18 protein-coding genes are annotated in these 19648 nt (G+C 73.0%); 14 read left to right on the top strand and 4 right to left on the bottom strand.

Going from position 1 to position 19648, the window contains the following annotated elements; all coding sequences use genetic code 11:
• Positions 1 to 34: 34 nt before the first annotated feature.
• The 3 genes from ACIPUC_RS30130 to ACIPUC_RS30120 all read left to right on the top strand — a co-directional run bounded on the left by ACIPUC_RS30130 (position 35) and on the right by ACIPUC_RS30120 (position 4078).
• Positions 35 to 1147, top strand: coding sequence for a hypothetical protein (locus tag ACIPUC_RS30130; protein ID WP_446587572.1), 1113 nt, complete (start codon positions 35 to 37; stop codon positions 1145 to 1147).
• A 32-nt stretch (positions 1148 to 1179) separates the two neighbouring features.
• Positions 1180 to 2322: a glycosyltransferase family 4 protein gene (locus ACIPUC_RS30125; RefSeq protein ID WP_446587574.1), complete on the top strand. Its 1143-nt coding sequence runs from the start codon at positions 1180 to 1182 to the stop codon at positions 2320 to 2322.
• Positions 2323 to 2467: 145 nt separating this feature from the next.
• Complete coding sequence (locus ACIPUC_RS30120; protein WP_446587576.1) at positions 2468 to 4078, top strand: GMC oxidoreductase; 1611 nt, start codon at positions 2468 to 2470, stop codon at positions 4076 to 4078.
• A 15-nt stretch (positions 4079 to 4093) separates the two neighbouring features.
• Here ACIPUC_RS30120 and ACIPUC_RS30115 read toward each other — a convergent pair whose 3' ends face one another.
• Positions 4094 to 5890 (bottom strand): AMP-dependent synthetase/ligase, encoded by a 1797-nt coding sequence (locus ACIPUC_RS30115; RefSeq protein ID WP_446587578.1) that lies wholly within the window; start codon positions 5888 to 5890, stop codon positions 4094 to 4096.
• A 242-nt stretch (positions 5891 to 6132) separates the two neighbouring features.
• Between ACIPUC_RS30115 and ACIPUC_RS30110 the strand changes: the two genes are divergently transcribed.
• The 6 genes from ACIPUC_RS30110 (at position 6133) to ACIPUC_RS30085 (ending at position 11105) form a co-directional block, all read left to right on the top strand.
• The gene (locus ACIPUC_RS30110) at positions 6133 to 6960 is read left to right on the top strand and encodes a metallophosphoesterase family protein (protein ID WP_446587686.1); all 828 of its coding nucleotides are present in this window, start codon (positions 6133 to 6135) and stop codon (positions 6958 to 6960) included.
• Between the two features lie 108 nt (positions 6961 to 7068).
• Positions 7069 to 7512 carry an SRPBCC family protein gene (locus tag ACIPUC_RS30105; protein WP_446587580.1) on the top strand — a complete coding sequence of 148 codons (444 nt, stop codon included), beginning with the start codon at positions 7069 to 7071 and terminating at the stop codon, positions 7510 to 7512.
• A gap of 19 nt (positions 7513 to 7531) precedes the next feature.
• Complete coding sequence (locus ACIPUC_RS30100) at positions 7532 to 8731, top strand: ArsA-related P-loop ATPase (RefSeq protein WP_446587582.1); 1200 nt, start codon at positions 7532 to 7534, stop codon at positions 8729 to 8731.
• Positions 8732 to 8803: 72 nt separating this feature from the next.
• Entirely contained in the window at positions 8804 to 9268 is a 465-nt protein-coding gene (locus ACIPUC_RS30095; RefSeq protein WP_446587584.1) for a DUF5304 domain-containing protein, read from the top strand.
• A 61-nt stretch (positions 9269 to 9329) separates the two neighbouring features.
• Positions 9330 to 10271: an ROK family glucokinase gene (locus tag ACIPUC_RS30090; RefSeq protein ID WP_446587586.1), complete on the top strand. Its 942-nt coding sequence runs from the start codon at positions 9330 to 9332 to the stop codon at positions 10269 to 10271.
• Between the two features lie 72 nt (positions 10272 to 10343).
• Positions 10344 to 11105: an endonuclease/exonuclease/phosphatase family protein gene (locus tag ACIPUC_RS30085; protein ID WP_446587588.1), complete on the top strand. Its 762-nt coding sequence runs from the start codon at positions 10344 to 10346 to the stop codon at positions 11103 to 11105.
• 140 nt (positions 11106 to 11245) lie between these two features.
• Here the strand turns inward: ACIPUC_RS30085 and ACIPUC_RS30080 are convergent, their stop codons facing one another.
• Positions 11246 to 11848: a hypothetical protein gene (locus ACIPUC_RS30080; protein WP_446587589.1), complete on the bottom strand. Its 603-nt coding sequence runs from the start codon at positions 11846 to 11848 to the stop codon at positions 11246 to 11248.
• The gene (locus tag ACIPUC_RS30075) at positions 11841 to 12620 is read right to left on the bottom strand and encodes an alpha/beta hydrolase (protein WP_446587688.1); all 780 of its coding nucleotides are present in this window, start codon (positions 12618 to 12620) and stop codon (positions 11841 to 11843) included. Before ACIPUC_RS30075 ends, ACIPUC_RS30080 begins: the two co-directional genes overlap by 8 nt.
• A 170-nt stretch (positions 12621 to 12790) precedes the next feature.
• Between ACIPUC_RS30075 and ACIPUC_RS30070 the strand changes: the two genes are divergently transcribed.
• The 5 genes from ACIPUC_RS30070 to ACIPUC_RS30050 all read left to right on the top strand — a co-directional run bounded on the left by ACIPUC_RS30070 (position 12791) and on the right by ACIPUC_RS30050 (position 17671).
• On the top strand, positions 12791 to 13525 hold the full coding sequence (locus ACIPUC_RS30070; protein ID WP_446587690.1) for a lysophospholipid acyltransferase family protein: 735 nt from the start codon (positions 12791 to 12793) through the stop codon (positions 13523 to 13525).
• A gap of 32 nt (positions 13526 to 13557) precedes the next feature.
• Complete coding sequence (gene macS / locus ACIPUC_RS30065; protein WP_446587591.1) at positions 13558 to 14769, top strand: MacS family sensor histidine kinase; 1212 nt, start codon at positions 13558 to 13560, stop codon at positions 14767 to 14769.
• Between the two features lie 23 nt (positions 14770 to 14792).
• Positions 14793 to 15437 carry a response regulator gene (locus tag ACIPUC_RS30060; RefSeq protein WP_443303132.1) on the top strand — a complete coding sequence of 215 codons (645 nt, stop codon included), beginning with the start codon at positions 14793 to 14795 and terminating at the stop codon, positions 15435 to 15437.
• Between the two features lie 145 nt (positions 15438 to 15582).
• Entirely contained in the window at positions 15583 to 16611 is a 1029-nt protein-coding gene (locus ACIPUC_RS30055; RefSeq protein ID WP_446587692.1) for a 6-phosphofructokinase, read from the top strand.
• Positions 16612 to 16678: 67 nt separating this feature from the next.
• The gene (locus tag ACIPUC_RS30050; RefSeq protein ID WP_446587593.1) at positions 16679 to 17671 is read left to right on the top strand and encodes a 2-hydroxyacid dehydrogenase; all 993 of its coding nucleotides are present in this window, start codon (positions 16679 to 16681) and stop codon (positions 17669 to 17671) included.
• Positions 17672 to 17685: 14 nt separating this feature from the next.
• Here ACIPUC_RS30050 and ACIPUC_RS30045 read toward each other — a convergent pair whose 3' ends face one another.
• Complete coding sequence (locus ACIPUC_RS30045) at positions 17686 to 19554, bottom strand: anthranilate synthase family protein (RefSeq protein ID WP_446587595.1); 1869 nt, start codon at positions 19552 to 19554, stop codon at positions 17686 to 17688.
• Positions 19555 to 19648 lie beyond the last annotated feature (94 nt).

Below are 19648 nucleotides of genomic sequence, written 5' to 3'. Positions count from 1 at the left end.
CCCCGGGGCGGTCCTCCTTGCGTACGATCGGCTGATGCTCCCGGGTCGTCGTCTCGTCCGCGTACTGCCGCTCCTGCTGTGCCTGCTGGCGGCCGGCTGCGCGGCGCGGCCGGCGGACACGGCCGGGCAGGACGTCCGCCGGGCCGTGGCCGAGTGGGCGCGGACACCGCCCGAGCGGCTCGCCGGGATCCCGGTCCAGGACTGGGCGTACGAGGTCGCCTCGGTGCGGCGGGACGGCGTACGGGCCCTCGTACGGGCGGAGCTGCGCTACCGGCTCACCGGCTACGACCCGGCCCCGGCCGGCTCGGCCCGCGCCCTCGAACTGCACCGGGACGGCGGCACGTGGCGGGTCACCGCCGACCGGCCCGCCGCGGGCGCCCCGCCGCAGCTGTGGGACCAGGGGCCGGTCTCGGTGGTCCGGGGCGCGCACTCCCTGGTGCTGGGCGCCTCCGGGCAGGGCGAGGACGCCCTGCGGGCCATCGCCGCCGAGGCCGACCGGGCGGTGCCCGCGGCGAGCGCCGCCTGGCCCCGGCCGTGGGCGGGGCGGGTGGTGGTGCTGGTCCCGGGGTCGCTGGAGCGGATGGCGGAGCTGCTGGGCGGGACGGCCGACGCGTACCGGGGCATGGGCGCCGTCACCACCGGCCGGGTGGGCGCGGGACCCGCTCCCGCGGACCGGGTGGTGGTCAACCCGGCGGGGTACGCCGAGCTGGGCGAGGCGGGCCGGCGGATCGTCCTGACCCACGAGGTCACCCACGTGGCCACCCGCGCGGCGACCACCGCCTCGACGCCGCTGTGGCTCTCCGAGGGCTTCGCGGAATGGGCGGCGTACCGCGGCGGCCCCACCACACCGGAGCAGGGCGCGCCGGCGCTGGGCCGGGCCGTGCGGCGCGGCGAGGTGCCGGCGGCGCTGCCCGCGACCGAGGCCTTCGCCTTCGGCGGCGATCCGGAGGCGCTGGCCCGGGCGTACGAGGGCGCGTGGCTGGCCTGCCGGCTGATCGCCGAGAAGTGGGGCGAGGAGGCGCTGGCCGACCTGTACGAGCGGGCGGGCCGCGAGCCGCTGGCGACGGCGCTGGACGAGGCGCTGGGCGTGGACCCGGCGGAGCTGACGAAGGCCTGGCAGGAGGCCCTGCGCGGCTGGCTCCGCTGAGCGCCGCGCACGTCCGGTACTGTCGGCAGGCAATGCACAAGACGCTGATCGTGACCAACGACTTCCCCCCGCGACCGGGCGGCATCCAGGCCTTCCTGCACAACATGGCGCTGCGGCTGGATCCCGACCGGGTCGTCGTGTACGCCTCCACGTGGAAGCACAGCGCGGAGGGCCGCGAGGCCACCGCGGCCTTCGACGCCGAGCAGCCCTTCCAGGTGGTGCGCGACCGCACGACCATGCTGCTGCCGACCCCGCGCGTGACGCGTCGGGCGGTGGGCCTGCTGCGCGAACACGGCTGCGAGTCCGTGTGGTTCGGGGCGGCCGCCCCGCTCGGGCTGATGGGCCCGGCGCTGCGGCGGGCCGGGGCCAAGCGGATCGTGGCGACCACGCACGGGCACGAGGCGGGCTGGGCCCAGCTGCCGGCGGCGCGGCAATTGCTGCGGCGGATCGGCGAGGGCACCGACACGCTGACCTACCTGGGGGAGTACACGCGCTCGCGGATCGCCTCGGCGGTCACCGAGCCGGCGGCGGCGCGGATGGTGCAGCTGCCCCCGGGGGTGGACGAGAAGACGTTCCACCCGGAGTCGGGCGGGGTGGAGGTCCGGGCACGGCTCGGGCTGACCGACCGGCCGGTGGTGGTGTGCGTGTCGCGGCTCGTGCCGCGCAAGGGGCAGGACACGCTGATCGAGGCGATGCCGCGGATCCTGGCGGCGGTGCCGGACGCGGTGCTGCTGATCGTGGGAGGCGGGCCGTACGAGTCCGACCTGCGGGCGCTGGCGGCTTCCACGGGTGTCGGGGACGCGGTGGTCTTCACCGGAGCGGTCCCGTGGTCCGAGCTGCCCGCCCATTACGGGGCCGGAGACGTCTTCGCCATGCCGTGCCGGACCCGGCGGGGCGGGCTGGACGTCGAGGGGCTCGGGATCGTCTACCTGGAGGCTTCGGCGACGGGCCTGCCGGTGGTCGCGGGCGACTCGGGCGGAGCGCCCGACGCGGTGCTGGACGGGGAGACGGGCTGGGTCGTCCGGGGCGGCGCCCCGGACGAGGCGGCGGATCGCCTGGTGGCCCTGCTGCAGGACCCGGCCCTGCGGGCCCGCATGGGCGAGCGCGGCCGTGCCTGGGTCGAGGAACGCTGGCGCTGGGACCTCCTGGCGGACCGCCTGCGCGATCTGCTCTGACCGCGGCGCCGCCCCGAGCCCCTGACGGCGGTGGTTCCGGCGGGGCCGCCGCACGGTCCGGTCCGGCAGCCACGGCTGACTGTCTCTCAGATGTCTGGCTGTGCGGCGTATGGGTGGAAGGGTGGATTCCGCCCATCATGCGGCCATGACACCCAATCTGACGCGCCGTCACGTCCTGGGACTCGGCGCCCTGCAGACCGCCGCCGCCCTCGGCTTCACGAGGATCGGCCTGGCCTCCGCCTCGGCCGCCGAGCCGGCCGCGGCCCCGTACGCACCCGCCGTCGTCGTAGGCTCCGGCTACGGCGCGGCGGTCGCCGCCCTGCGCCTGGGCCAGGCCGGCATCCGCACCGTCGTCCTCGAGATGGGCCGGCTCTGGGACACCCCCGGGCCCGACGGCAAGGTCTTCCCCTCCACCTCCGCGCCCGACCAGCGCTCCATGTGGTTCCGCACGCGCACCGAGGCCCCGCTCGCCCAATTCCTCTGGCTCGACGTGGTCAACCGCGACATCAGCCCGTACCCCGGCGTACTCGACCGCGTGAACTACGGCGACATGTCCGTGTACGTCGGCCGCGGCGTGGGAGGAGGGTCGCTCGTGAACGGGGGCATGGCGCCGACTCCGCGAAGGGCGTACTTCTCCGAGGTGCTGCCCGGGGTCGACGCCGGCGAGATGTACGGCACCTACTACCCCCGCGCCCGCGCCATGCTCGGCGTCAACGACATCGACCCCGCCTGGTTCGAGTCCACCGAGTGGTACCGCTTCGCCCGGATCTCCCGCAGGCACGCCCACAACACCGGCCTGAAGACCGTCTTCGTCCCCAACGTCTACGACTTCGCCCACATGCGGCGCGAGGCGGCCGGCACCGCCACCCGGTCGGCCCTCGCCGGAGAGGTCATCTACGGCAACAACCACGGCAAGAAGAGCGTCGACAAGACCTACCTCGCGGCCGCGATCGGCACCGGGAACGTCACCATCGAGACCATGCAGCGCGTGGTCGGCGTACGGCAGGACCCGGACGGCGGCTACGTCCTCACCGTGCGGACCAGCGACCTCGCCGGCCGGGTCACCCAGGTCCGCGAACTCGGCTGCCGGCGGCTCTTCCTGGGCGCCGGGAGCCTCGGCACCACCGAGATCCTGCTGCGCGCCCGCGAGACCGGGACGCTGCCCGCGCTCAGCGACCGGGTCGGGCTCGGCTGGGGCCACAACGGCAACGTCATGACGGCCCGCGCCAACCACCTGTGGGACACCGTCGGCTGCAACCAGGCCACCATGCCCGCCCTGGGCATCGACGACTGGGACAACGCCGCGAACCCGGTCTTCGCCGAGATCGCCCCGCTCCCGATGGGGATCGAGCACTGGATCTCGATGTACCTGGCCATCACCAAGAACCCCGAGCGCGGGCACTTCACGTACGACGCCGCCACCGACTCGGCCCGCCTGAACTGGCGGCGGGACCAGAACACGCCCTCGGTGAACGCGGCGAAGAACCTCTTCGACCGCATCAACCGGCGGAACGTCACGATGTACCGGTACGACCTCTTCGGCGACAACAAGGCCTTCGCCGACAACTTCACGTACCACCCGCTCGGCGGCTGCGTCCTCGGCGAGGCGACCGACCTGTACGGCCGGGCCAAGGGCTACCAGGGGCTGTACGTGGTCGACAGCTCCCTGATCCCCGGCTCGCTCGGCGTGAACCCGTTCGTGACCGTCACCGCCCTCGCCGAGCGGAACATGGCCCGGATCCTGGCCGAGGACTAGCCCCGGCCAGGCCTGCTAACCGCGGTACAGGGCTTCGATCTCGTCCGCGAAGTCCTTCGCGACCACATTCCGCTTGAGCTTCAGCGACGGCGTGATGTGGCCCGACTCCTCCGTGAACTGGGAGGGCAGAATGCGGAATTTCCGCACCGATTCCGCCTTGGAAACCGCCGCGTTGCCGTCGTCGACGGCCTTCTGGACGGCGGCGTTCAGCTCCGCGTCGTCGCGCAGCTGCGCCGCCGTCACACCCGCCGGCTTGCCGTTCTCCGCGGCCCACCGGCCGAGGAACTCCTCGTCGATGGTGACCAGCGCGGCCACGAACGGCCGCCCGTCGCCGACGACCATGCACTCCGCGACCAGCGCGTGCGCCCGGATCCGGTCCTCGATCACGGCGGGTGCGACGTTCTTGCCGCCCGCGGTGACGATCAGCTCCTTCTTGCGCCCGGTGATCGTCAGGTAGCCGTCCTCGTCGAGGGTGCCGACGTCACCGGTGTGGAACCAGCCGTCGGTCAGGGCCTCGGCGGTCGCGGTCTCGTTCTTCCAGTAGCCGGTGAAGATCTGCTCGCCGTGCAGCAGCACCTCGCCGTCGTCCGCGATGCGCACCACGGAGCCCGGCATGGGCTGGCCGACCGTACCGATCTTCTGCTTGTCCCACGGGTTGAAGGTCGTCGCCGCGCAGGACTCCGTCAGGCCGTAGCCCTCCAGCACCGTGAAGCCGATGCCGCGGAAGAAGTGCCCGAGCCGCTCGCCCAGCGGCGCTCCGCCGGAGATCGCGTACTCGCCGCGCCCGCCGAGGACCGCGTGCAGCTTGCTGTAGACGAGCTTGGTGAAGATCTTGTGCTTGAGCTTCAGGCCGAAGGACGGCCCGCGCGGGGTGTCCAGTGCCCGGCTGTACGCGATCGCCGTCTCGGCTGCGGCGTCGAAGATCTTGCCCTTGCCGTCGGCCTGCGCCTTGGCGCGCGCCGAGTTGTAGACCTTCTCGAAGACGCGCGGCACACCGAGGATCAGGGTGGGCCGGAAGGACTGCAGCTCGTCGGTGAGGTTCTTGATGTCCGGTACGCAGCCCAGCCGGATCGGCGCCAGCACGGCCGCCACCTCCACCAGGCGGCCGAAGACGTGCGCCGCCGGGAGGAACAGCAGGACCGAGCACTCGCCGGTCTTGAACAGCGGCTTCAGCCGCTCCACGGCGTTGCCGCACTCGGCGAAGAAGTTGCGGTGGCTCAGCACACAGCCCTTGGGGCGGCCGGTGGTGCCCGAGGTGTAGACGATGGTGGCCGGGTCGTCGGCGCACGCCAGGCTGCTGCGCTCGTCGACCTCGGCGTCGGTGATCGCGGCGCCCGCGCTCTTCAGCGCTTCGAGGGCGCCCTGCTCGAGCTCCCAGACCTCGCGCAGTTCCGGCAGCCGGTCGCGCAGCGAGGCCACGGCCGCGCTGTGCCCGGGGCTCTCGACGACCGCTGCGACGGCGCCGGAGTCGCCGAGGATCCACTGGATCTGCTCGGGCGAGCTGGTCTCGTACACCGGGACGGTGACGCCGCCCGCCGTCCAGATCGCGAAGTCGATCAGCACCCACTCGTAGCGGGTGCGGGAGATCAGGGCGACCCGGTCGCCGGGGCGGATGCCCGCCGCGATCAGGCCCTTGGCCGCGGCCCGGACCTCGGCCAGGAATTCGGTCGCGGTCACGTCCTGCCACCGGCCGTCCACCTTGCGGCTCATGACGGCGGTGTCGGGATGCTGCGAGGCATTGCGGCGGATGAGATCCGTCAGGTTCCCGTCCGACGGGACCTCGTACAGGGCCGGAAGGCTGAACTCGCGCAAGACTGCTGCTCCTCTGGGCGCCATCGCCACCATGTGGACCGACCGGACGTTACCCACCGGTAGTGGGTTCCGGATAGAGGGAACCGGCCAGATGTTCCCTGCGTCACACAACACGGCCTTTTCGAGCCGACAGTAGTCGACCCCGTCGGCGACTTGGAAGTAACCGCAGGTCCGGCTGCATCTGGCACCCCCTCTACCCCGTCTTCACCGCGCCGCCCTAGGGTGGCCGCATGGGTGGCAGCATGCGGGACCGGACGTCGGGCACGAGCGGATCGAGCCGCACCGGGCTCCGCGACGCGGCCCGCACCCGGGTCCACGTCGTGAGCGACGTGCACGGCAACTCCGAGGCCCTCGCCAGGGCGGGGGACGGCGCCGACGCGCTGATCTGCCTCGGCGACCTCGTCCTCTTCCTCGACTACGCCGACCACTCGCGCGGGATCTTCCCAGACCTGTTCGGCGTCGAGAACGCCGACCGGATCGTCGAACTGCGCACCGCGCGCCGCTTCGCGGAGGCCCACGCCTTCGGGCGGCAGCTGTGGGCGGGGCTGGACCGGGAGCGGCTCATCGAGGGCGCCGTCCGCCGCCAGTACGCACAGATGTTCGCGGCCTTCCCCACCCCGACGTACGCGACCTACGGCAACGTCGACATCCCGGCCCTGTGGCCGGAGTACGCCGACCGACCCGGCCTCACCGTGCTCGACGGGCAGCGCGTGGAGATCGGCGGCCGGGTCTTCGGCTTCGTCGGCGGCGGCCTGCCCTCCCCGATGAGGACCCCGTACGAGGTGGACGTCGAGGAGTACGCCGCCAAGGTGGAGGCGCTGGGCGAGGTGGACGTCCTGTGCTCGCACATCCCGCCGGAGGTGCCGGAGCTCTGCTACGACACGGTCGCGCGCCGTTTCGAACGCGGCAGCGAGGCCCTGCTGGCCGCCATCCGGCGCACCCGCCCCCGCTACGCCCTCTTCGGGCACGTCCACCAGCCGCTGGCCCGGCGGATGAGGATCGGCGCCACCGAGTGCGTGAACGTCGGGCATTTCGCGGCCACCGGCAGGCCCTGGGCCCTGGAGTGGTGAGCTCCGCACGCACGGTAGCCTTCGGGCGGCGGCCGAAGGCCGCACACTTCCTCGAATCCATCCCCCAGCTGCCGCTGGGAGGTACCCCACCCCGGAGGAGCGACCGCGATGGCGGAACACACCAGCTCAAGCATCACGATCGACGCCTCGCCGGCCGACGTGATGGCCGTGATCGCCGACTTCGCGCGTTACCCGGAGTGGACGGGCGAGGTGAAGGAGGCCGAGGTGATGGCCGCCGACGCCGACGGCCGGGCCGAAAAGGTCCGGCTGCTGCTCGACGCGGGCGCGATCAAGGACGACCACACCCTGTCCTACACCTGGAAGGGCGAGGACGAGGTCAGCTGGACGCTGGACAAGTCGCAGATGCTGCGCCAGCTGGACGGCTCGTACCGGCTGGCACCGCTGGAAGGCGGCAAGCGCACCGAGGTCACCTACCAGCTGACCGTGGACGTCAAGATCCCCATGCTCGGCATGATCAAGCGCAAGGCCGAGAAGGTCATCATCGACCGCGCTCTGGCCGGCCTGAAGAAGCGCGTCGAATCGACCGGCTGAGACCGAGGCCCTGAACACCGTGCACACCGTGCTGATCACCGGCCCCGGCGGGGCCGGACGGACCACCGTGGCCGCGGCCACCGCCCGCGCCGCGGCCCGGCAGGGGCGGCGGGTGCTGCTGCTGTCCGGCGACGTCGGAGACCCGCTCTCCGCCCTGACCGGGGAACCGGTGGGGGAGCCCGCCGAGGCCGCCCCCGGACTGCCGGCCGTCCCGGTGGCGGGCGGGATCCGGGTGGCCCGGGTGGACTCCGGCGAGGAGTTCCGGGAGGAACTCGTCGCCCTCCAGGAGCGCGGATCCGCCCTCCTCGGGATGGTCGGGGCCCGGCCGCTGGGCGCCGAGGAACTCACCGAACTGCCCGGCGCCGAGCAGTTCGCGCTGCTGCGCGCCCTGCGGCGGGCCGCCGCCGCGCCGGACTGCGACCTCGTCGTCGTCGACCTGCCCCCGCTGCACCAGGCCCTGGCCGCCCTCGCCCTCCCCGCGCAGCTGCGCCGCTACCTCGCCCGGCTGCTCCCCGCCGAGCGGCAGGCCGCCCGCGCCCTGCGGCCCGTACTGGCCCAGCTGGCCGGCGTGCCCATGCCCGCGCAGTGGCTCTACGAGACCGCCGCCCGGTGGGACGAGGAGCTCGCCGCGGTCCAGGCCGTCATCGAGGCCGACACCACCGAAGTCCGGCTGGTCGCCGAACCGGGACCGGCCGCCGCCGACGCGATCCGCCCCGGCCGGCTCGGGCTCGCCCTCCAGCAGCTGCCCGTCTCCGCGGTCGTCGCCAACCGCCTCCTGCCCGAGGGCTCCGTCGACCCCTGGCTCGCCGGGCTCGCCGCCCAGCAGGAGAAGTACGCCTCCGCGTGGGCCGGGGAGGTTCCCGTGGTCCGGCTCGGCCACCTCGGACGGGACCCGCGCGGCCCGCAGGACCTGGACCTGCTCGCCGCCGACGGACTCGCCCCGCAGCGGCCCGCACCCCGCCGGGCCTGGACGGTCGAGGACCGGCTCGCCGAGGACGGAGTGCTCGTCTGGGTGGTCCCGCTGCCCGGTGCGCACAAGCGCGAACTCGACCTGATCCGCCGCGGCGACGAGCTGCTGATCACCGTGGGCCCGTACCGGAGGATCGTTCCCCTGCCCGCCGCGCTGCGCCGCTGCACCGTCTCCGGAGCCGCCCTGGCCGAGGACGCGCTGCGCATCCGCTTCACCCCGGATCCCGGTCTGTGGCCCCGCACGTCCTGATCCGTGTACCGCCGTTCGGGTACCGTCGAAGGTAGCCACTACCGCACACCGCAGCCGCCGCAGGAGTCCGCCATGAGCGAGGCCACCGACCGCCCCACCGACGACGACGCCTGGGCCAAGGCCTGCGCCGAGGACCTCGCCGCCGAGAAGGAGCGCCTGCGCGGGCAGGGCGGGGCGGGGGGCCAGGGCCCCGGGACCGCCGCCGAGGAGCTGTTCAAGCTCTTCGAGGCCGTCGCCGACAAGGTGTCCGGCCTGAACAACCCCCTCGTCGGCAGCGCGGCCCAGGGCGCCGTGCGCCAGTTCGTCAACCAGGCGAAGACCGCCGCCAAGCCCGTCATCGAGCGCAACCCCGAGGTCTTCGACCACCTCGCGGCCGCCGGATCCGAGCTGCTCGCCGCCTACCGCTCGGCGGTCGAGGGCCACGAACGCCGCTGGACGCGCGGCGAGCCCCCGGCCCCCCGGCAGGCGCCCGGCGAGCGCGATCCCCGCGACGAGGGCCCTGGTGACGGCCCCGCCGAGCGGATCGATCTCGACTGAAGGCCCTCCGCCCTCGGGTACGGTGGGCCGTGGCGGGGTTTGACCGGAAACCGAGGGACTAATGGGACTCACCATCGGCGTCGACATCGGCGGCACGAAGATCGCGGCCGGCGTGGTCGACGAAGAGGGCACCATCCGTGAGACGTACAAGGTGCCCACCCCGCCTACCGCGGACGGAGTGACGGAGGCCATCTGCGCCGCCGTCTCCGAAGTCAGCAGCAACCACAAGATCGACGCGGTGGGCATCGGCGCCGCCGGATACGTGGACGACAAGCGCGCGACCGTGCTCTTCGCGCCGAACATCAACTGGCGCCACGAGCCGCTCAAGGACAAGGTCGAGCAGCGCATCGGCCTGCCCGTCGTGGTGGAGAACGACGCGAACTGCGCGGCCTGGGGCGAGTACCGCTTCGGTGCCGGCCAGGGCCACGACGACGTCATCTGCATCACGCTCGGCACCGGCCTCGGCGGCGGCATCATCATCGGCAACAAGCTGCGCCGCGGACGCTTCGGCGTCGCCGCCGAATTCGGCCACATCCGGGTCGTACCGGACGGCCTGCTGTGCGGCTGCGGCAGCCAGGGCTGCTGGGAGCAGTACGCCTCCGGGCGCGCGCTCGTCCGCTACGCGAAGCAGCGCGCCAACGCCACCCCCGAGAACGCGACGATCCTGCTCGCCCTCGGCGACGGCACCCCCGAGGGCATCGAGGGCAAGCACATCAGCCAGGCCGCGCGGCAGGGCGACCTGGTGGCCATCGACTCCTTCCGCGAGCTGGCCCGCTGGGCCGGCGCCGGCCTGGCCGACCTGGCCTCGCTCTTCGACCCGTCGGCGTTCATCGTCGGCGGCGGGGTCTCGGACGAGGGCGACCTGGTCCTCGACCCGATCCGCAAGTCCTTCAAGCGCTGGCTCGTCGGCGGCTCCTGGCGTCCCCACGCGCAGGTACTGGCCGCCCAGCTGGGCGGAAAGGCCGGGCTCGTGGGCGCGGCGGACCTGGCGCGCCAGGGCTGACGCCTCCTCCTCGTACGTGGCCGCCCGCCGCGCCCCTTGGGGGAGCGGCGGGCGGCCGCATATCTTGCGGGGATGGACCAGTTGCTGCCCTCGCTGCCGAAGTCCCGTACGGAGCCCGACGGTTCTGCCGTGATCCGGGTACTCACCTACAACATCCGCTCGCTGCGCGACGACGAGGAGGCGCTGGCCCGGGTGATCCGGGCCTGCGCACCGGACCTCGTGTTCGTACAGGAGGCGCCGCGGTTCTTCCGCTGGCGCAAACACGCGGCGAGGCTGGCCGCGAAGTGTGACCTGGTGGTGCTGGGCGGCGGCGCGACGGCGGCCGGGCCGCTGCTGCTGTCCTCGCTGCGGGTCTTCGTGGAGCGGACCGAGGACGTGCTGCTGCCGCGCACCCCCGGCCTGCACCGGCGGGGCTTCGCGACGGCGGTGGTCCGGATCGGCGGCGCCCGGGCGGGCCTGGTCTGCGCGCACCTGTCCCTGGACCGGACGGAACGCCGGGCCCAGGCGGATCTCCTCCTGGACCGGGTCGGGGCGCTGGACACCCCGTACGGGATCGTCGCCGGCGACGTGAACGAGGGCCCGGACGGGCCGGCCTTCGGTCAGCTCGCGGGAACACTGCAGGACTGCTGGTCGGTGGCCCCGTGGGGCGGGGAAACGACCTTCCCGGCGGCGGCGCCGGGCCTGCGCATCGACGGGATCTTCGCGACGAAAGGGGTGGAGGTGCTGGGCTGCGGTGTCCCTGCGGGGCTGCCCGGCGTGGCGGCCGCGGACCTTCTGGCGGCCACGGACCACCTCCCGGTCCTGGCGGCCCTCCGCCTCGACGCTGCGCGGTAGCCCTGCGGTCAAAGCTGCGGCGCCGCTGCCGGGGGCTCTGCCCCCGGACCCTCCCCCGGCTACCGCCGGGGGTGCCCCCAGCGCCTCAAACGCCGGCGGGGCTGGATCGTGCCGGCGATTGAGGCGCGGTGGGGCGAGCCCTAGACCACGGCTCCGCGGCCCGGGTCGTCGTCATCGTCGTCGCCCTGTGCCATGCGCGCGACCAGCGTCGCGAAGCCGCCCAGGAAGCCGCCGATGCCGAGGGTCGTCAGCCACCAGGTCATCTCCCACTGCAACAGCACCGCCAGGAGCAGCAGCACCGGGCCGCCGACGACCGCCAGCCAGGCGAACTTCGACGTGGTGTCCGCCTCCGGGAGCTCCGGCTCCGGGGGGACGAAGTGGCCCTCGTCCGCCGGCTCCGCGAGCGAGTGGTCACGCGGGCCCGGGGCCGGCGTGCCGACGCCCGGGGCGAAGACCACCGAGCTGCCCAGCGCGGCCGGGGGCTCCGGATCCGGCTTTGGCTCGGGCTTCGGCTCAGGCCCGGGCTCAGGTCTGGGCTCGGGCTCGGACCCCGCCGCGGCCTCCGGCTCCGGCGGCAGCGGCTTCACGTCCTCCTCGGGCAGCAGGAGGTTCTCGATCGGCTTGAACGGCCGGGCCCCCGGCGGGTCCGGCGGCTCCTGCCCGTACCCGGCGACGATCGCCGCCCACGCCGCTTCCTCGTCCAGCGGCGGAACCCCGCCCGACTGCTCCTCGTGCTCAGCCACCCGCCTGCGCCCCCTCCCTGCCCACGCTCTCCGCCAGTCGGCCGACGAACGCATAGCTGTCCGCGAAGATCCGCTCCGCGTCATGGTCCAACGTCGCGACGTGGTAGCTCTGTTCCAGCAGGGTCTCGGTGACATCGGTGGACGAGATCCGCGCCAGGATCCGCGCCGAGTCGGCCGGCGGTACGACATGGTCCTGCGGGCTGTGCAGCAGCAGCACGGGCTGCGTGACCTGCGGCAGATCGACGTCCACCAGCTGGAAGAACTTCCGCAGCGAGTGCGCGGCCCGCGTCGGAACCCGGTCGTAGCCGACCTCGTCCGACCCCGGCTTCGCGATGTCGCTCGCGATGCCCGCCGTCGACCGGATGAAGTGCTGGGCCACCGGCAGGGCGAAGGCCAGCGGGTCGTGCACCTTGTTGGCCGGATTGACCAGGACGATGCCGCTGATGGCGTCCCCGAACTTGGCCGCCAGCCGCAGGGTCAGCGCGCCGCCCATGGACAGGCCGAAGACGAACACCTGCTCGCACCGGTCCAGCAGCTCCCGCAGCGCCCGGTCCACCTCGGCGTACCAGTCCTGCCAGCCCGTGAGCTGCATGTCCTGCCAGCGCGTCCCGTGCCCGGGCAGCAGCGGCAGCGACACCGTGAGCCCCTTCCCGGCGAGATACTCGGCCCAGGGACGCAGCGACTGCGGGGAACCGGTGAAGCCGTGGCAGAGAAGGACTCCGACCTCTCCGCCCTCGTGGCGGAACGGCTCGGCTCCAGGGAGGACGGGCACCAGGGTCTCCTTGATCATGATGTACATCAGGTGGGTGCGTTGCTCTGTGTGACTTCACCGTACGCGACCGGGGTGACACCGACCAGGGCCGTCGGGCCGCTGCCGGGAGAGCCAGGGGATATGGTCTGATCGACAGACACAGGAAGGCTTTCGAGTTGATCTACGGCGCAATGAAGTTCTCCATCGGCGGTTCCCTGAAGCTCGCCTTCAGGCCGTGGGTGGAGGGCCTCGAGAACATTCCCGCGGAGGGGCCGGCGATCCTCGCGAGCAACCACCTTTCCTTCTCCGACTCCTTCTTCCTCCCGGCCGTACTGGACCGGAAGGTCACCTTCATCGCGAAGGCGGAGTACTTCACCTCCCCGGGCGTCAAGGGCAAGCTGACGGCCGCCTTCTTCAAGGGTGTCGGCCAGCTGCCGGTGGACCGCTCCGGTGCGCGCGGGGCCGGTGAGGCCGCCATCAAGAGCGGCATCGACGTCATCGAGCGGGGGGAGCTGTTCGGTATTTACCCCGAGGGGACGCGTTCACCCGACGGCCGGCTCTACCGCGGCAAGCCCGGCGGCCTGGCCCGCGTGGCCCTCGCCACCGGCGCCCCCGTGATCCCGGTGGCGATGATCGACACCGAGAAGATCCAGCCGCCCGGCAAGGTGGTCCCCAAGCTGATGCGCCCGGGCATCCGGATCGGCAAGCCGCTGGACTTCAGCCGCTACCACGGCATGGACGGCGACCGCTTCATCCTCCGCTCGGTGACCGACGAGGTCATGTACGAGATCATGAAGCTTTCCGGCCAGGAGTACGTGGACATCTACGCCACCGCGGCCAAGCGCCAGATCGCCGACGCCGAGAAGGCCGCCGCCAGGGCGGAGAAGGCCGGGAAGGCCGAGAAGGCAGACGGCGCGACGGAGTAGGGACGGGCGAACCGCCCGCGGGGGTGGGGGAGATGGCGAAACGCGAACGCGTCGTACGCATGTCGGTCGAGCAGCCGCTCTGGCGTGCCCTGACCGTGTACCGGCTGCTGACCATGGTCTACGCCGTGGGGCTGTTCGGTTCCGCCTACAAGCGGTTCGACCGCCCCGGGATCGCGGTCGGCTACCTCGCCGTCCTCGCGGTCTGGACCCTGGCCACCCACGGCAAGGTGGCGAACGCCGCCAGCTGCACCAAGCGGTTCCTCGGCGTCGACCTCACCGTCGCCCTCGTCGGGATCCTGCTCACCCCGCTCGCCGACACCCACGAGCGGATCGCGGCCGGCGGCCCCACCCTGCCCACCATCTGGACGGCCGGCTCGGTCCTCGCCTTCGCCATCAAGGGCGGCTGGCGCTGGGCGTGCGTCGCCTCCACCTTCGTGGCCGTGGCCAACATCGCCGTCCACGGCGGCGACCCCACCCGGGACGCCCTGCACAACGTCCTGCTCGTCTGGGTCGCCTCCGTGGCCATCGGCTACGTCGTCGAGGTGGCCCGGGCCAGTGAGGCCACCCTCGCCCGCGCCCTGGAGATCGAGGCGGCCACGCGCGAGCGCGAGCGCCTCGCCCGCGACATCCACGACGGGGTCCTCCAGGTCCTCGCCATGGTCCAGCGGCGCGGTGCCGAAATGGGCGGCGAGGCCGCCGAGCTGGGCCGGATGGCCGGTGAGCAGGAGGTGGCGCTGCGCTCGCTGGTCTCCAGCGGGCTGGTGCAGCCCTCCCGGGTCTCCCGCGACCAGTCGCGGGGCGCGCTGGTGGACGCGTACGAAGTGGACGAAACCGGCGCGGCCGGGGGCGAGCTGGACCTGCGCGCGCTGCTCGCACCGCACGCCGGGTGCCGGGTGAGCTTCGCCGAGCCGGGCAGCCCGGTGCAGCTGCCGGCGCCCGCGGCGAAGGAGCTGGCCGCGGCTGTCGGCGCCGCCCTCGACAATGTGCGCAAGCACGCCGGGGAAGGGGCCCGTGCCTGGATCCTGCTCGAGGACTGGGGCGACGAGGTGATCGTGACCGTCCGGGACGACGGCCCGGGCATTGCGGCGGGCAGGCTCGACCAGGCGGAGGGCGAGGGCCGGATGGGAGTGGCCCTGTCCATCCGCGGCCGGCTGCGCGATCTCGGCGGCAGCGCCGAGCTGGTGTCCGTCCCCGGACAGGGCACCGAGGTGGAACTGAAAGTACCGAGGGGGAGGACCCAGTGAGCGAACCGCACGAGATCAAGGTGATGGTCGTCGACGACCATCCGATGTGGCGGGACGCGGTCGCCCGCGACCTGGCCGCCGCGGGCTTCGACCTGGTGGCCACCGCCGGCGACGGACCCGAGGCCGTGCGCCGGGCCCGCGCCGTCACCCCCCACGTCCTGGTCCTCGACCTCAACCTCCCCGGCATGCCCGGGGTCCAGGTCTGCAAGGAGCTGGTGGGGGCCAACCCCGCCCTGCGGGTGCTGGTCCTGTCGGCGAGCGGCGAGCACGCGGACGTCCTGGAGGCGGTGAAGTCCGGTGCGACCGGCTACCTGCTGAAGTCCGCCGGTGCCCAGGAGCTGATCGACGCGGTCCGCCGCACGGCGGCCGGCGACCCGGTGTTCACCCCGGGCCTCGCCGGGCTGGTGCTCGGCGAGTACCGGCGGCTGGCCACCGACCCGGCCCCGGCCGCCTCCGACGAGGCGAAGGCGCCGCAGCTGACCGACCGGGAGACCGAGGTGCTGCGGCTGGTGGCCAAGGGGCTCTCGTACAAGCAGATCGCGGAGCGGCTGGTCATCTCCCACCGCACGGTGCAGAACCACGTCCAGAACACCCTGGGCAAACTCCAGCTGCACAACCGCGTGGAGCTCGTCCGGTACGCGATCGAACGGGGCCTTGACGACGTCTAGCCGGTGGCGTCGGTCGTACTTATGTCCTCGTACGAGTGAACGGGCGTACGCAACGCCTCGGAATTCCGCCCGAATTGACTCTTCCAGACCTCTCGCTGTGACCTGGGTCACCACTAGCGTGACCGTCATGGCGAAGGGAGATTCCATGAAGGTCGGAGTGCTGACCGGCGGCGGTGACTGCCCCGGGCTCAACGCGGTGATCAGGGCCGTCGTCCGCAAGGGCGAGCAGGAGTACGGCTACGGGTTCATCGGATTCAAGGACGGCTGGCGGGGTGCGGTCGAAGGGGCCACGGTCCCCCTGGACATCCCCGCCGTCCGCGGGATCCTGCCCCGGGGCGGCACCGTCCTCGGCTCCTCGCGCACCAACCCGTTCAAGGTGGAGCACGGGGTCCGGCGGATCAAGGACAACCTCGCCAAGTACGAGGTGGACGCGCTCATCGCGATCGGCGGCGAGGACACCCTCGGGGTCGCGGCCAAGCTGTACGAGGAGTACGGCATCGCCTGCGTCGGCGTGCCCAAGACCATCGACAACGACCTGTCCGCGACGGACTACACCTTCGGCTTCGACACCGCCGTCGGCATCGCGACCGAGGCCATCGACCGGCTGCACACCACGGCCGAGTCGCACATGCGCGTCCTGGTCGTCGAGGTGATGGGCCGGCACGCCGGCTGGATCGCCCTGCACTCGGGGCTCGCGGGCGGCGCCAACGTCATCCTCATCCCGGAACAGCGCTTCGACATCGACCAGGTGTGCGCCTGGGTCACCTCCCGGTTCAAGGCGAGCTACGCGCCGATCGTGGTGGTCGCGGAGGGCGCGATGCCCACGGACGGGGAGCTGGTCCTGAAGGACGCCACCAAGGACTCCTTCGGGCACGTCCGGCTGTCGGGCGTCGGCGAGTGGCTGGCCAAGGAGATCGAGGCGCGGACCGGCAAGGAGGCCCGCACGACGGTGCTCGGGCACGTCCAGCGGGGCGGTACGCCGAGCGCCTTCGACCGGTGGCTGGCGACCCGCTTCGGGCTGCACGCGATCGACGCGGTGCGCGACGGGGACTTCGGCAAGATGGTCGCGCTCAAGGGGACGGACATCGTGCGGGTGCCCATCGCCGAGGCCACGGCGAAGCTGAAGACGGTGGACCCGGCGCTGTACCGGGAGGTCGGGGTGTTCTTCGGCTGAGCGGCGACACGGACCCATGGGTCGTAGGGTGACAAACGACCCATGGGGTGCGAGTACGGGAGCTGGTGTGGAGATCCTGGCATTCGGTGTGACCGCCGACGAGAGGCCGCTCATGGAGCGCGCCTTCGACGGGCAGCACGAGGTGCGCTGCGTCGACGTGTTCCTGAGCGAGGACACCGCTCCCATCGCGGCCGGGTACGAGATCGTCTCCTCCAGCGTGAACGCGGACCTGGGCGGCCGGGTGCTGCGGACCCTCGCGGCGGGCGGGACGAAGCTGATCGCCCAGCGCTCCACGGGCTTCAACAACATCGACCTGGACACGGCCCGGCAGCTGGGCATGACGGTCAGCCGCGTCTCCTCCTATTCGCCCTACTCGGTGGCCGAGTTCGCGTGGGCCCTGGCGCTGGCCGTGAACCGGCGCATCGTCCGGGCCTCGAACCGGACCCGGGACTTCGACTTCCGGCTGAACGGGCTGATGGGCCGGGACATGCGCGGCCGCACGGTGGGCGTGCTCGGCACCGGCAAGATCGGTGAGGCGTTCACCCGGATCGCGCACGGCTTCGGGATGAACCTGCTCGGCTGGGACATCGCGCAGAACCCGGCCTGCGTGGAGCTCGGCATGAAGTACGTGGACAAGGACGAGCTGCTCGCGTCCTCGGACCTGATCAGCCTGCACGTACCGCTGCTGGAGTCCACCCACCACATCATCGACTCGGCGGCGCTGCGGCTGATGCGGGACGACGCGATCCTGGTGAACTCCAGCCGCGGCGGGCTGGTCGACGCGGACGCGCTGGTCGCGGAGCTGCGGGCCGGACGGTTCGCGGGCGTCGGGCTCGACGTGTACGAGGCCGAGGCCGGGGTGTTCTTCCTGGACAAGTCCCTGGAGGCCGTCGAGGACGACACCCTGGCCCGGCTCGTCACGTTCCCGCACGTGGTGGTGACCTCGCACCAGGCGTATTACACGGCGGACGCGGTGGGCCAGATCATCGACACCACGGTCGCCAACGTCGCCGACTACCTGGCCGGCCGGCGCTCGGAGAACACCCTCGTGCCCTCCTGACGCCGGGGCCGGGGCTAGGCCGGGGCGCCCGCCCGGACCCCCTCCACCAGCTCGCGCAGCAGGCCGGCGCCGCGGAGGGTGAGGACCGACTCCGGGTGGAACTGGACCCCCGCGAAGCCCCCCGCGGCGGAGCGAAGGGCGTGGACCTCGCCCGTGTCCGGGTCACGGGCGACCTCCACCCCCGCGGGCTCGGCTCCGGCATCGCACCGCGCGGTGTAGGTGTTGTAGAAGCCGACCACCTCCTGCGCCCCGAACAGGTCGATCCGCGTCTGCGCCCCCTGCGCCGGCTCCGCCTTGCGCACCAGCGGCAGCCCCAGCTCCGCCGCCAGCAGCTCGTGGCCCAGGCAGACCCCCAGCAGGCCGTGCCGGTGCCCCGCCAGGAGATCCGCGGCCAGCCGGCGCAGCATCCGCATCTTCGGGTCGGCCGCGTCGGCGGGGTTCCCCGGGCCAGGGCCCAGCAGGATCGGGCCCTCCCACGCCAGGGCCGCCGCCCGCAGCCCGGGATCGTCGTAGCGGCGTACGGTCACCTCCAGCCCGGCCGCCCGCAACACGTGGGCCAGCATCGCGGTGAAGGTGTCCTCGCCGTCCACCACCAGCGCGTGCCCGGTCGGCGCGGCCGGCTGCTCCTGCATCCGCAGCCAGAAGGGGGCCAGGTCCGCCCGCCGGGCCGCCAGGGCCGCCTGCACCCGCGGATCGTCCGCCAGCCGCGCCCCCTCGAAGGCCGGCCGGGGCGCCGCCGCCCGGACCCCGAGCGCCGCCAGCACCCCGGCGGCCTTGGCGTGCGTCTCCGCCACCTCGCCGGCCGGATCGGAGTGGCGCACCAGCGTGGCGCCGACCGGCACCCGCAGCACCCCGTCCCCGTCGATGTCGGCGGTGCGGATCAGGATGGGGGAGTCGAGGGTCTGCCCGCCCGTGGAGTCGACGCCCAGCAGGGCCAGGGCCCCGGCGTAGTAGCCGCGGCCCCCGGCCTCGTACCGCTCGATCACCCGGCAGGCGTTCTGCACCGGCGAGCCGGTCACCGTCGCCGCGAACATGGTCTCCCGCAGCACCTCCCGCACGTCCAGCGAGGACCGGCCGCGCAGCTCGTACTCGGTGTGCGCGAGGTGGGACATCTCCTTCAGCCGCGGTCCGACGACCACCCCGCCCATGTCGCCGACCGTGCACATCATCTTGAGTTCCTCGTCGACCACCATCGACAGCTCCTCGGTCTCCTTGCGGTCGCCGAGGAAGGAGAGCAGGGAGTCCACGGTGGGACCGCCCGCGGGATAGCGGTACGTCCCGCTGATCGGGTTCATCACGACGGTCCCGCCGGCCATCCGCACGTGGACCTCGGGGCTGGCCCCCACCAGGGTGCGGTCGCCGGTGTGGACGACGTACGTCCAGTACGCGCCCCGCTCGCCCTCCAGCAGCCGCCGGAACAGGGCCAGGGCGTCCGCCCGCCCGAAGCCGTCGATCCGGCCCCCATAGGTGCGCCGGATGACGAAGTTGGCGCCCTCCCCGCGGCCGATCTCGTCCTCGATGACCCGCTCGACCGTGGCCGCGTACTCCTCGTCGGGCACGTCGAAGCCGCCCCCGTCGACGCGTACGGCGTGCGCGGGCAGCCCGGCCAGCGCCTCCGGGAGCGGGATCTCGTACGCCTCCTCGGCGACCAGCACGCTCAGCGGCGTGCCGTCGTCGCGCACGTCGAATCCGCGCTCCCGGATCTGCCGGAAGGGGACCAGGGCGAGGGTGGGCAGTTCCCGGACGGGCAGGTCGGCGAGGCGCTCGGCCTCGTGGACCGGGCCCAGGAGCACCTCCACGGTGTCGTGGTCGCGGCCGGGGGTCCGCCGGCGCAGCAGGGCGAACGGCGGGCAGGAGTCGTCGAGCAGTCGGCTGAGGTTCATTCGGAGCGGCGTCCTTCCGGTGGGAGGAGCGGCCCCTGGTCTCCGCGCGAAACACGGAAGGCCGCCCCTCGGGGCGGCCTTCGCGTCGGTCGTG

This window comes from Streptomyces sp. LARHCF249, from assembly GCF_052871255.1.
This window is presented reverse-complemented; position numbering and strand designations above follow the sequence as displayed.

What these genes read in the sequence shown, in the direction of transcription:
- macS (WP_446587591.1), top strand. Translation starts at nt 13,558, where the DNA reads ATGGCGAAACGCGAACGCGTCGTACGCATGTCGGTCGAGCAGCCGCTC.
- ACIPUC_RS30125 (WP_446587574.1), top strand. Translation starts at nt 1,180, where the DNA reads ATGCACAAGACGCTGATCGTGACCAACGACTTCCCCCCGCGACCGGGC.
- ACIPUC_RS30055 (WP_446587692.1), top strand. Translation starts at nt 15,583, where the DNA reads ATGAAGGTCGGAGTGCTGACCGGCGGCGGTGACTGCCCCGGGCTCAAC.
- ACIPUC_RS30105 (WP_446587580.1), top strand. Translation starts at nt 7,069, where the DNA reads ATGGCGGAACACACCAGCTCAAGCATCACGATCGACGCCTCGCCGGCC.
- ACIPUC_RS30120 (WP_446587576.1), top strand. Translation starts at nt 2,468, where the DNA reads ATGACACCCAATCTGACGCGCCGTCACGTCCTGGGACTCGGCGCCCTG.
- ACIPUC_RS30130 (WP_446587572.1), top strand. Translation starts at nt 35, where the DNA reads ATGCTCCCGGGTCGTCGTCTCGTCCGCGTACTGCCGCTCCTGCTGTGC.
- ACIPUC_RS30090 (WP_446587586.1), top strand. Translation starts at nt 9,330, where the DNA reads ATGGGACTCACCATCGGCGTCGACATCGGCGGCACGAAGATCGCGGCC.
- ACIPUC_RS30085 (WP_446587588.1), top strand. Translation starts at nt 10,344, where the DNA reads ATGGACCAGTTGCTGCCCTCGCTGCCGAAGTCCCGTACGGAGCCCGAC.
- ACIPUC_RS30110 (WP_446587686.1), top strand. Translation starts at nt 6,133, where the DNA reads ATGCGGGACCGGACGTCGGGCACGAGCGGATCGAGCCGCACCGGGCTC.
- ACIPUC_RS30060 (WP_443303132.1), top strand. Translation starts at nt 14,793, where the DNA reads ATGGTCGTCGACGACCATCCGATGTGGCGGGACGCGGTCGCCCGCGAC.
- ACIPUC_RS30095 (WP_446587584.1), top strand. Translation starts at nt 8,804, where the DNA reads ATGAGCGAGGCCACCGACCGCCCCACCGACGACGACGCCTGGGCCAAG.
- ACIPUC_RS30045 (WP_446587595.1), bottom strand. Translation starts at nt 19,554, where the DNA reads ATGAACCTCAGCCGACTGCTCGACGACTCCTGCCCGCCGTTCGCCCTG.
- ACIPUC_RS30070 (WP_446587690.1), top strand. Translation starts at nt 12,791, where the DNA reads ATGAAGTTCTCCATCGGCGGTTCCCTGAAGCTCGCCTTCAGGCCGTGG.